Source organism: Corynebacterium auriscanis (genome assembly GCF_030408435.1).
In the GTDB taxonomy this organism is placed as follows: Bacteria; Actinomycetota; Actinomycetes; order Mycobacteriales; family Mycobacteriaceae; genus Corynebacterium; species Corynebacterium auriscanis.
The window spans coordinates 23,622-35,168 of the sequence record NZ_CP047046.1; the positions used below are offsets into that span (position 1 = coordinate 23,622).

Genomic DNA, 11,547 nt, shown 5'->3' on the forward strand with positions numbered 1-11,547 from the left:
GTATGGATATGGGTATGGCAAAACCCCGGGTGTTTTTGTGCGTGCGTCCGCGACGAGCGCGGTTGCAGGCTCAAAAGACCCCGGGGTAAGTGAAACGCTATGGGTGCCCGAGGGCGCAGGTGGCGCCTCGGTTCTCGAATATCCGATTACAGGCTGTGGCGGCCACCCTCTTCCGGACCCTTGCCTGGGCCGTCTTCAAGCGGGAACTCTTCGGCGGGATCCTCCGCGCCTTGAACTGGGGCGTCGAATCCAGCATCGTGTGGCATGTCCGCAGGGGTGGGGCCTCCGGTCTTGGGCGCGTTTTGCTTGGGCGCTGCGGCCTTAGGTGCATCAGCCTTGGGCGTATCTGCACCGCCAGGTGCTGCAGGGGCAGCGAAGGAACCGGGATTCACTGGCTTGGGCGTACCCGCGCCGGGGGCAGCGGGCTTGGTTGCATTAGGGGCGCCGGGGGCGCCTGGAGCAGATGGTGCAGCGGGAGCGGAGGACTTGTTGTCATCGCCAGCTTCAGACTTCTTCTCAGAAACCTTGTTCTTCGCGTCAGCCGCTACATTGTCGGCCTTGTCCTTGGCTTCTGCGGCCTTGTCCTGAACCTTGTCCTTAGCATCGGCAGCGACATCCGAAGCCTTATCCCTGGTCTCTGCAGCTTTCTCCTTGGCCACGTCCGCAGCTTCGGAAACCTTGGCGGCAGCGGTGTTCGCAGCGGACTTCGCCTTGTCAGCAGCACCGGTGGGCTTCTGACCTGCGACATCCTGAACCTTAGGCGAGTTCTTTGGAGCCTGCTGGCCACGGCCCTTGGCGATGGCTGCACCAGCAGCTGCCAATGCTCCCAGCAGTAGGACGATCAGGCCCCAGTTCTTGCCCTTCTTGTCGTTCTTCTTTTGCAGCTTGGCGGCCTTCTTCTGAGCCTTTACCGCTGCGCGATTGGTCTTCCTGTTGACCTTGCGATCAAGTTTCTTTCCGCGGCGCAGAGCATCCTTCTTGGCAGCCTTGGCATCTTTGGCGGCCTGTTTTTGAGTCTTACGGGACTTCTTTGCCAGCTCCTTTTGCTTTGCCTCGGTGACCTGGCGAGCGTGTGCAGCGGAATCTGCTACGTTCTTCTGGGTTTCCTCCAAACGATCCGCGGCGGTGTCGCGCAGGTCAGCGGCATTGTCGCGTAGCTTGGCAGCGGTTGCAGCACCAGCGGCGAGTACACCGGACAGATTCTTTTTCGCATCCTCAATCCGAGGTGCAACCTGCTTGTTGTATTTCTTGTTAGCTTGCTTGCGGAGCTTCTTCGCCTGCTTCTGCGCCGCCTTCTGGCGCTTTTGGGCGTCCTTATTGGCCTGCTTCTTCAACTTCTTGGAGCGCTTCTGCAGTTCGTTAGTGCGCTCGTTCAGGCGATTGCTGAGGTCCTCGCTACGGTCCTTCGCCTGGGATTGCAGGTCAGCAAGCTGGTTCTGGGCAACGGTTGAGGCATCGGCCAGGCGTGCCGTCGCGTCATCCTTCAGCGCTTGTGCACGACCCTGCAGCTGTTCTACGCGCGCTTGAGCCTTGGCATTCTTTTTACGCAACTTGTCCTCCTTCTTCCTCGCCGCAGCGAGTTCTTTTTGTTGCTTCTTCGTTAAGGGCTTTCGTACCGACGCCAACTGCGCTACATCGTTTGCGTTCAACTCGGAAGTATCCGCGCCCTCGGCTACCGCGCGGGCCGCAGCTGCTGCGCGAGCCTTATTGAGGGCCTCAGCAGCGCCATTTTCCTTACGCATCTGCTCAGCAACAGCGTGAACGTGAGCTGGGGACTTGGCGAGTACCAGCTCTCGCTCCGGATCATCCTGCAAGCTCTTACGCAGGGCCTCTAGGGAGTCGAAGTGTTGATTACGAGCCTCATCTTGGCGCTTCTTCAACGCTTGACGTACCTGCTTGGCGCCTCTCAGCGCGAGCCGAAGCGTGGTGGGGTTCATCGGTGCGGTGCTCCTTTAATAGTTATGAATAACTTGCAATCCATACTAGGCACGAAATCGGACATGTGCCGTGAAAATTATCAAAGCGGGTGAAAGGGCCCACGGGGACGAGTGAGGACAAGGGCCCACGGGGATGGGTGAGGATAAGAGCCCATGGGGATGGGTGAGGATAAGAGCCCATGGGGATGGGTGAGGATAAGAGAGTGTGGCAACAGGCGAAGTAACGGGCGCGACGCGGTCGGCGTCGATAAAAATGACCACCTGCAAGCGTTGTGGGGAACAGATCGGTACAATCGGCCACGTGACTAACAAGACTGCAACCGCAATTCTGCACACTAACCATGGCGATATCGCCATCGACCTGTTTGGCAACCACGCGCCAAAGACGGTTGAGAACTTCGTGGGCCTGTCCAAGGGCACCAAGGAGTACTCGCAGCCAAATGCTGCTGGTGAAAACGAAGGCCCGTTCTACGACGGTGCAATTTTCCACCGCATCATCGATGGCTTCATGATTCAAGGTGGCGACCCAACCGGCACCGGCCGCGGCGGCCCAGGCTACCAGTTCGAGGACGAGTTCCACCCAGAGCTGCAGTTTGATCGCCCATTCCTGCTGGCGATGGCTAATGCGGGCCCAGGCACCAACGGCTCTCAGTTCTTCATTACTGTGACGGCAACTCCGCACCTGAACAACCGTCACACCATCTTCGGTGAGGTCACCGACAAGGAATCCCAGAAGGTCGTGGCCAAGATTTCCCGCGTATCCACCGGCCGTATGGATCGCCCAGTGGATGACGTTGTGATCGAATCTGTGGAGATCCAGGAGTAATTCCCCTGAACTCCATTAAGGAATTCTTTAAAGGCGCCCCGCTCACCGCGGGGTTTTGCTTTGCCTGCATCGCGGTATTTGTGGCGGAAGTCATTACCTCGGGCAGTGTGATTAGCCCGTTGGGCAATCGCGGCGAGGGCATTGGCTGGCACATGGTCTTTGATCCGGGTTTCGTAAGGGCCTACGACCAGTGGTACCGCGTATTCTCGGCCACCTTCGTCCATCTGGATATAGGGCACCTGCTGCTCAATTTACTGATGATCGCTCTTGTGGGTCGCGAAGTCGAACGCGCTTACGGCTGGGTTGTGATTCTGGCCTTGATTATCGCGTGCTCTATTGGTGGGGCGCTATTCGTGTGGTGGATGCAACCGCTGTCTGCAGTGGGTGGAGCATCGACCTTCGGATATGGTTTGTTCGCGATGTTGTTGCTGCTGTCATCCGCCCGCGGACAGGGACTGGCGGGCCCTGCGGTGTTGTTGGGCGTGAATCTGATGTACAGCGTGATGCTGACCAGTGTCTCCCTGTGGGGGCATATTGGTGGCCTGGTGGGTGGCGCGGTTGTGGCACTGGCCTTGCGTGTTCGCGGGGTTGGCCCGCGCAGTTGACCAGTTCTCCCGGTACCTATTGACCCAGGGGAAGTTGCGTGGCTACTTCCACCCCATCGTCATCAGCAGGCCAATAATCATCAGTGCAAAGCCGATCAGGTAATTCCACGCGTGCAGCGCACTCATGAACGGAATCTTGTCACCGGCGATGTAGTTCACAACCAGCCAGGCCAGCCCTAGGATCATCAAGCCCAGCATCAAGACCACATACCAGCGCGGAGTGCCGGTGGAATTCAGTTTGACCGGGGTGCGCCGCTCCGTGGGGTTTGTGGGAGCCGAGTAGTTCTCGCTACCGCTATTGACCTTTGACTTCGGCATGGGTTCTCCTAAATTCGCCAGGTTAGTTGTACTCCGGTGATTCTAGCAGCACCCTGGACACGCTAGAATCGCACGCATGCGCATCCTCGTCATCGATAACTTCGATAGCTTCGTCTACAACTTGGTGCAATACGTTGGCCAACTTGGGTTCACCGGCGAGGAATGCACGGTGTGGCGCAACAATGCTCCGGAATTGGGGGATACTTCCGAGCAGCTGCGATCTACTCTTTCTTTATTCGACGCCGTCCTCGTTTCTCCCGGGCCTGGTGAACCTGGGGCCGCTGGTCGCACGTTGGAGGTCATTGAGGCCTGCGCGCAGCTGCGCAAACCGTTGTTCGGGGTGTGTTTGGGCCACCAGGCCATTGGGCAGCACTTCGGGGCAAAGGTCGTTCGTGCCGATGAGCTTTTCCACGGCAAGACCTCACCGGTCACCCACGATGGGACGGGGGTGTTGGAGAATATTCCTAGCCCCTTCCGCGTCACGCGTTACCACTCTCTGACGGTTGATCCGGCTACGGTTCCTGACGAGCTTATTGTCACCGCGCATGCGGATTCGGGCATGATCATGGCCATGCGGCATCGTGATCTGCCTATTCACTCGGTACAGTTCCATCCCGAATCCGTGATGACACAGTATGGCCACCGCATGCTAGCCAATTGGCTGGCGGAGGTCGAGGGCGCAGACGTAGATGAATCCCGCGTGCAGCAGTTGGTCACTGATCAGCTGCGGGTGACCGGTGCCATCAGCGCTGAATCGCACATGCTTTGATGCAACTGCCACCCTGGGGCTAGGGGTGGAGGGAGCCGGTGGCGGTCGCAGGTTCGACCTGGTGTTAAGGCAAGAGGTCGAATACGTATACGCGTACCTCGATAGAGGTATTTCTTTTCACAACCTCACCTGCATGGACCGATTGGCCAGCAACCTCATCCTGGCGGACGAGCTCCCGTGTCTTGACGTTCTTGCGCGTGACCTCCGATGGAGATCCGCGCCAGCCGGCCTGTTGCAGCAGTGATAGGACTTGGGAGTACTTCTTGCCCTCTAAGCTCGGCATCCGGAACATATTGCCCTTGGATACTTCCAGCTTGATGGTGCTACCCTTCTTCAGCTCCGAGCCTTCGCCAGAAGCCGACAAAACGTTGCCCTCTTCCTCCATGGAATCAATGCCGGTTTCCTCCACTGTAAAGCCAGCGGACTCCAAGTTCTTGCGTGCGGTATCGGCATCCTGACCAGTGACGACCGGAACACGAACTTTCTCTTGGCCTGTGGATACCGTGATGGTTACTTTCGTGCCCACGGAGACCTGCGAGCCCTGCGCTGGGTTCTGACTAATCACTTGGCCAGCCGGAACCTCGTCACTGGATTCCTCCTGCACAGTCGGGTTCAGCTTCAGCTTCGCCTTCTTCAGCGCGTTACTTGCCTCTTCGGTGGTCATGCCCGTCAGGTCAGGGGTATCGGTAATTTCGCGACCAGAGGAGATTACCAGTGTGATCGCAGTGCCGTTCGGCACGGTGGAATTCGGTCCAGGCTTGGTGGTGATGGCATTGCCCCGAGGGATTTCTGGATGGGTAGCCTCCGTCACCCGCACGTCAAAGCCCGCATCGTGTAGGCGTGTTTCGGCGTCTTGGCGGCTGAGGTTTTTAACATCGGGCACTTTCACTTTTGGTGCAGGTGCCGCTGTCGACGATTGCTGATTGCGCTCGCTGAGGAAGTGGTAGCCGGCGTAACCCAGTCCACCTAGCAGCCCCAAGGTAAGTAGCGTGATTAGAGCTGGCTTCCAGAAACCGCGGCGTTGTTCATCTTCGTAGTACTCGTCGTACTCGTCGTAGCCATCGTCGTAATCGTCTGGGTAGCTGTCGTGGTGGCTATCGTAGCTGCCGGGCTCGCTGTAGCTGGCGTTGTTGTAAGGCCCACCGTTGTACTCGCCGTAGCTACCTTGGTCGCCGTTGTTGTAACCCGGTGCTTGTTGGGGGGTTGACGCCCCAGAGGCGCCGTGGGCCGCATTTGCGCCCATAACTGCCCCTGCTGCTCCGGCTGCCGCACCTGCGGCGGGCATGACGGAGGTTGACGTATCGTCGTCTGCGTAGGTCTGTGCTACGAGAGGCAGCTGGTCCTCAGATAGACGGCGTAGATCCGTTGCCATTTGCTGGGCATCGTCGTAGCGATCGGCCGGCGCTTTCGCCATGGCCGTCAGGATGATCGAGTCCAGCGAGAGGGCCTCGCGCTTAGATAGGTGCATCCCGGGAACTGAACTGGGCGCCATCGGATCGTCTTGAACGTGCTGAAATGCCACCGAGAACGGTGATTCACCCTGGAAAGGGGGCTGGCCAGTGGCCAGTTCGAAGAACACGCATCCGGCGGCGTAGATATCGGAACGGGAATCCGCCGATTTGCCACGTGCCTGCTCTGGTGACAGATATTGCGCGGTGCCAATAACGGCAGCGGTCTGGGTCATGGCGGCCGAAGAATCGCTAAGAGCACGGGCGATGCCAAAGTCCATGACCTTCACTGCGCCGGTGTTCGTGATCATGATGTTGGCGGGCTTGATGTCGCGGTGGATGATGCCCGCTTCGTGGCTAAAGTGCAGTGCCTCGCATACCGAAGACATCACTTGCGCGGCATCAGTCAGCCGCATCTTCCCCTCGTCGTGCATGATATCGCGCAACGTTTCCCCGTTGACGCGCTCCATGACGATATAGGGAACGGACCCGTCTTCCTCAGACGTCTGACCGGTATCGTAGACCGCCACGATGGCGGGATGATTCAGTTTGGCGGCATTTTGTGCTTCGCGACGGAACCGTTCTAGGAAGGTTTGGTCGCGCGCCAAATCCGGCCGCATCATCTTCACAGCCACATCTCGCCCCAGCAGTTCATCGGTTGCGGCGTAGACGTCGGACATGCCACCGGTGCCGATCTTGGCCCCTAAGCGGTAGCGGCCGCCGAGGGTGGTGCCGGTTCGCTCCACGGGATGACTCCTTGTTCTCTACTTACTCTCGATGGGACTGATTGGGTGTGGGGAAAGTGATGGATTACGGGGTTGGACAGTTGCAGTTTTTCTATATTAGTTGACGCTGGTAGCTAAACCTAGTTGCATCTCCCACATTATTCACATTATTCACACCAGCAACGACAATTGGGGCGAGCGCATCGTGTTGACCATAAAATCCATGGGCGCCTGCCACCGTGGCGGTTGGTTGGACCCGGTTTCCAGTCAATCCTTCGGCCGTGCTGGTCGTGCCACCACCGGTTGAATTCGTTGAATTCTCGCCGGTATTTCCGTTTCCGTTGGCTTGAGTATTACCACCCGCGTTTGGATTGGCATTACCCGGAGCATTGCCCGGCGCATCGCCATTGCCATTGCCTTGCCCGGGCCCACCGTTGGTGTTTCCGGGGTTCGTGCCACTATTGCCCTGACCGGGTTGGGATGTACCTCCCGGTTGAGGTGCGGGCTGGGAGCCCTCGGGCTGATCAGAGGGGCGGGAATCCTGATTTCCCTCCCGCGGCGTGGAGGTATCCGTGGGAGATTCACGATCTCCGTTGCCCCGATTGCCCCGGTTACCACCTAACCAGCCGTTATCTTCCCCGTCACTACCTTCATCATCACCATTCGGCAGGCCCGGGAGCGGATTGTTGGGCGTTGGGTTATCGGTTGAGTTGCCGGGAGGGGTCACACGGCTTGTAATAGTGCGCGTTTGCGTACCCGGCGCCTTATCGTTGCCATCGCCAAGTAACAGGTATCCGGCTACACCCACGGCCAAAGCAGCCAACAATCCCATAATGACCAGTGGAGCTGAGGTGCTTTTCTTTTGCGCAGGGCGCTGCGGTACCGCCGGAGTGGCAGTTACCCGCCCCTGAGGTGGCCGGGGGTTGCTGGGCCCGGGGTGGCGTCGGGAAGAAGCTGCTGCACCCGTGACTGCCATAGAAGGGCCCTGCACTGGCGGGACCCTAGTACCTGGGCCATGGGCGACCGCGCCCAATTGTTCGGTGAGCGGATGATCGGCGTAATCCTCCACTGCTGGAACCCGGTGCGGTTGGGGAGGCCGTTGCCCTTCGGCAACGAGGACGGTTGCGGCGGCCAGTTCCTCGCCATCGGCGTAGCGCGCGTCAGGGTTCTTGCGCAGGCAGATCCCGATCAGTTCCCGCATATTCTGCCCCACGGTATCGGGCAACGGCCGTGGGTCTTCAGAGATGTGTTTGATTGCCACCGAGACGGTGGATTCTCCCTGGAAGGGCCTCTCGCCAGCCAGGATCTCGTAACCGACCACACCCAGGGAATAGATGTCCGAAGCCGGGCCCACGGGATTGCCCTGGGCCTGTTCCGGGGAGACATACTGGGCAGTGCCGACCACCATGCCCGTGCGTGTCAGCGGCACCGCCGCTGCAGCCTTGGCGATGCCCAAGTCCGTGACCTTCACCACACCATCGGAAGTAATCAGTAGGTTGCCCGGTTTGATATCGCGGTGGACCATCCCTGTCGCGTGAATTACCTGTAGACCTCGGGCAGTTTGAGCCATGATGTCCAAAACCAGCGGCTCGGGCAGCGTGCGCTCGCGATTGAGAACATCCGCCAGCGATTCACCGCTGACGTATTCCATGATGATGTAGCAGAACACCGCACCGTGATCGCGTACTTCACCGTAGTCGTAAGTGGCCACCACGTTGGGGCTATTCAGCTGCTCGGCGGCACTGGCCTCGTTGCGAAACCGCGTGCGGAATTCCTCGTTTTCGGTGTACTCCGGCTTCAGGATTTTCACGGCGACATCGCGCTGGTGTTCCGTATCGCGCGCCAGCCACACGGTGGACATGCCCCCGCGGCCGATGATCCAGTTCAGCTCGTAGCGCGATCCGAGCAGCCTTTGTACCCGCTCGAAATCGGTCCGATCCGGCTGGAGGTTGTGCTCTGCATCAGCTGAATTTTCTAATCCGGGTGAATTGCCGGAACGGCTATTGCGTTGATTATGTGGGTCAGTCATGGTTACTTCAGCTCCTGCCTGGCCGCATTGATGACTTCGCGCCCAATTGGGCCGGCAACTGAACCACCAGTTGCCGCCTGGCCACGGTCACCACCATTTTCCACTAGCACTGCTACTGCGACATCCGCTTGGGTGGAAAAAGCGATATACCAGGCATGCGGGTTAGAGTTTCGCGAATCCTCGCCGTGTTCTGCAGTACCGGTCTTTGATGCAATTGTGCTGTCCTGTCCACCCGCGTAGCTCTCCGCCTGCAACATCATCTTCGTTAGTTGGTCGGCGGTTTCCCTTGGCATGGCATCGCCTGCCTTCTTCGGCTTCGTGGACTTCAATGTCTTCAAGTCGGAACCGGTGATCTTTTTGATCAGGTGCGGTTCCATCCGTTTGCCACCGTTGGCCACCGTAGCTGCGATCACAGCGTTTTGCAGCGGGGTCAGGGCCGCATCGCGCTGTCCAATTGACGTTTGACCTAGCGCGGCATCGTCAGGGATCTCGCCCAAGGTTGACCTCTGCACGGGCAGTCCTACGTCGTCCATCTCTTCGCCGACACCGAATCCCTTGGCCGCCTTGCGTAGTGCATCGGCACCGTGTCGGGTGGAAAGATCCACGAACGCGGTATTGCAGGACCGGCGGAAGGCTTCCATCAACGTGACCTGTCCACCGCCACCGCAGGAGGTGCCACCGTAGTTCTCCAGGGTGGCAGCAGTCCCTGGCAAGGTGATTTGGTTGGCGCCGGTGACCATCGTGTTTTCATTATCGCCGGCCATCAGTGCGGCCGCAGTGGTCACGACCTTGAAGGTGGATCCAGGGGGCTGGGTCTGTTGCGTGGACCGGTTGAGCAACGGGGCATTGTCGCTATTCGACAACTGTGCGAAATTGGCCTCGGCTTGCTTCGGCTCATCGGTTACGATCTCGGATGGATTGAAGCTGGGGGTGCTGGCCATCGCTAGGATCTCGCCATTGCTTGGGCGAATCGCCACGACCGAACCGGAATAACCGCGGTTCGCCAACTGCTCGTAGGCCACTTTCTGCACATTCGGCAGTAGGGTGAGGTCTACGTTCGCACCCTTGATTTCCTTACCCGTTAGCGAGTCCCACGCGCGCCGGGCGAACAGTGAATCGTCGGTGCCGTTCAGGATCGAATTCTGGCTGGCTTCCAACCCCGAAGCGCCAAACCGATCGGAAAAGTATCCGACCACGGCCCCGTACTGTGCCGGGTTCGTAGGGTAGTACCGGTGGTAGTACCCATCCTCATCTGCCTCGGAGCGCGCAACAATTTGGCCCCCTGCGGTGATCTGCCCGCGTTCTTGCGATTTCGCCTTGAGGTATTGGCGCGCATTGCGCGGATTCTCCGCCAGGCTCTCGTGCTGGAAGGCTTGGATATACGTCAGGTTGGCAATCAACGCCACAATTAACAGCGCCGAGAAAATGGTTACGGCACGGATGGAGCGGTTCATGGTTGGTAGCCCCCGTTCCACTTGGCTTGGTTGGGTAATTCTTCTTGACGCCCCGCGCCCACCACCGGCTGGTGATTAGTTGCACCATCGTTTGGTTCCAATTCAGCGGGTGCGTAGCCGTCCCTCGCAGCGCCAGCCGCGTAGGCAGGGGCGGGTTCAGGGGAATAAGCGGCGTCGGAAATCCGCAGGATAATGGCCAACAAGATGTAGTTCGCTAGCAAGGAGGAACCACCGTGGGCCAGGAAGGGAGTGGTGAGGCCCGTCATGGGCAGGAGGCGGGAGATTCCACCGGTGACCACAAAAACTTGTACGGCGATGGTCAGGGACAAACCAGCAGCAACGAGCTTGCCGTAGGAATCCTTGACTAGCATGGCGCTGGTGAATCCGCGCGAGACGAAGAAAGCGTACAGGATCAGTACCGCGGCAAGGCCGATCAGTCCGAGTTCTTCCCCAATAGCGGCCAGAATGAAGTCCGAGTGCGCGACGGGGACTTGAAAGGGGTAGCCGGAGCCTAAGCCGGTACCGGTCACTCCGCCAAAGGACATGCCGAAAAGTGCTTGGGCGAGCTGGAATCCCTTGTCGTCATAGTTGCCGATGGGGTCTACGAAGTTCGCCACCCGGTCTTGAATCTTTGCAGAAACTTGGTAAACGGCCACGGCACCGATGGCGGCTAGGCCGAGGCCCAGAACCAGCCAAGAGGCGCGGTTGGTGGCGATGTACAACATGCCTAGGACGGTGCCGAACAGCAACAAGGCCGGGCCGAAGTCGTTCATCGCAGCCATGATGACCAGCGCGATACCCCATACGAGTAGCAGGGGGCTGAGGTCACGTAAGCGCGGGAATTGCAGACCGAGGAATGATCTGCCTGCCACATTGAATAGGCGGCGCTTGTTGACCAGGAGGGTGGCGAAGAACAGCAGCAGAAGGATCTTCGAGAATTCTCCGGGCTGGATGGAAAATGGGCCGATGCTGATCCACACGCTGGCATCGGCGTTGAGGCTGGTGGGCCACACGGTTGGCAAGGCCAGCAGAATTAAGCCCGCCAGACCCATGAGATAGGAATAGTTTTGCAGTCGCCGGTGATCGCGCAGGAATACAAGAACGGCGCACATCATGGCCACGCCGATGACCGTCCACATGACCTGGGACTTCGCCAGGCTTCTGTCCGAAGCCAGGTCCAAACGGTAAATCATCACCAATCCCACGCCGTTGAGTAGAGCCGCGATCGGCAGCATGATTTGATCTGAATTCGGCGCGATCCAGCACATCACCGTGTGGGCGATGAGGAACACCAAGAAGAATCCGCCAACCAGGGCGAAAATGTCGGAGCCGATCTGGTTACCTTGGGACAGTTCCAGCGCCACGATGGCGATCATTAACACGAGCGCGGCGAGTACCAGTAGGCCGGCTTCTAGTCGTCGTGAAAACAGTTTCAT

The 11,547-nt window shown here is 58.9% G+C and carries 9 protein-coding genes; 3 read left to right on the plus strand and 6 right to left on the minus strand.

Translation table 11 applies throughout. The features are described 5' to 3' along the window. Window positions 1–146: 146 nt before the first annotated feature. Window positions 147–1,937: a YtxH domain-containing protein gene (locus CAURIC_RS00090; RefSeq protein WP_035114375.1), complete on the minus strand. Its 1,791-nt coding sequence runs from the start codon at window positions 1,935–1,937 to the stop codon at window positions 147–149. A 301-nt stretch (window positions 1,938–2,238) separates the two neighbouring features. Here CAURIC_RS00090 and CAURIC_RS00095 point away from each other — a divergent pair, with 301 nt between their 5' ends. Together CAURIC_RS00095 and CAURIC_RS00100 are read left to right on the plus strand one after the other, a co-directional pair. Next, a complete protein-coding gene (locus CAURIC_RS00095) occupies window positions 2,239–2,763 on the plus strand; it encodes a peptidylprolyl isomerase (protein WP_035114643.1) in 525 nt (174 codons plus the stop codon). Between the two features lie 107 nt (window positions 2,764–2,870). After that, the gene (locus CAURIC_RS00100) at window positions 2,871–3,368 is read left to right on the plus strand and encodes a rhomboid family intramembrane serine protease (RefSeq protein ID WP_290182843.1); all 498 of its coding nucleotides are present in this window, start codon (window positions 2,871–2,873) and stop codon (window positions 3,366–3,368) included. Between the two features lie 42 nt (window positions 3,369–3,410). On the opposite strand, the gene crgA is transcribed toward CAURIC_RS00100, so the two are convergent. After that, entirely contained in the window at window positions 3,411–3,686 is a 276-nt protein-coding gene (gene crgA / locus CAURIC_RS00105) for a cell division protein CrgA (RefSeq protein WP_035114381.1), read from the minus strand. Window positions 3,687–3,762: 76 nt separating this feature from the next. Between crgA and CAURIC_RS00110 the strand changes: the two genes are divergently transcribed. After that, window positions 3,763–4,455 (plus strand): anthranilate synthase component II, encoded by a 693-nt coding sequence (locus CAURIC_RS00110; protein ID WP_035114384.1) that lies wholly within the window; start codon window positions 3,763–3,765, stop codon window positions 4,453–4,455. Window positions 4,456–4,519: 64 nt separating this feature from the next. On the opposite strand, the gene pknB is transcribed toward CAURIC_RS00110, so the two are convergent. From pknB to CAURIC_RS00130, 4 genes are all read right to left on the minus strand, one after another. Further along, a complete protein-coding gene (gene pknB / locus CAURIC_RS00115) occupies window positions 4,520–6,649 on the minus strand; it encodes a Stk1 family PASTA domain-containing Ser/Thr kinase (RefSeq protein ID WP_035114387.1) in 2,130 nt (709 codons plus the stop codon). A 91-nt stretch (window positions 6,650–6,740) separates the two neighbouring features. After that, entirely contained in the window at window positions 6,741–8,657 is a 1,917-nt protein-coding gene (locus CAURIC_RS00120) for a serine/threonine-protein kinase (RefSeq protein WP_290182847.1), read from the minus strand. A 2-nt stretch (window positions 8,658–8,659) separates the two neighbouring features. Beyond that, window positions 8,660–10,111, minus strand: a complete 1,452-nt coding sequence (locus tag CAURIC_RS00125) for a penicillin-binding transpeptidase domain-containing protein (protein WP_035114390.1) — start codon at window positions 10,109–10,111, stop codon at window positions 8,660–8,662. Beyond that, complete coding sequence (locus tag CAURIC_RS00130) at window positions 10,108–11,547, minus strand: FtsW/RodA/SpoVE family cell cycle protein (RefSeq protein WP_035114393.1); 1,440 nt, start codon at window positions 11,545–11,547, stop codon at window positions 10,108–10,110. Before CAURIC_RS00130 ends, CAURIC_RS00125 begins: the two co-directional genes overlap by 4 nt.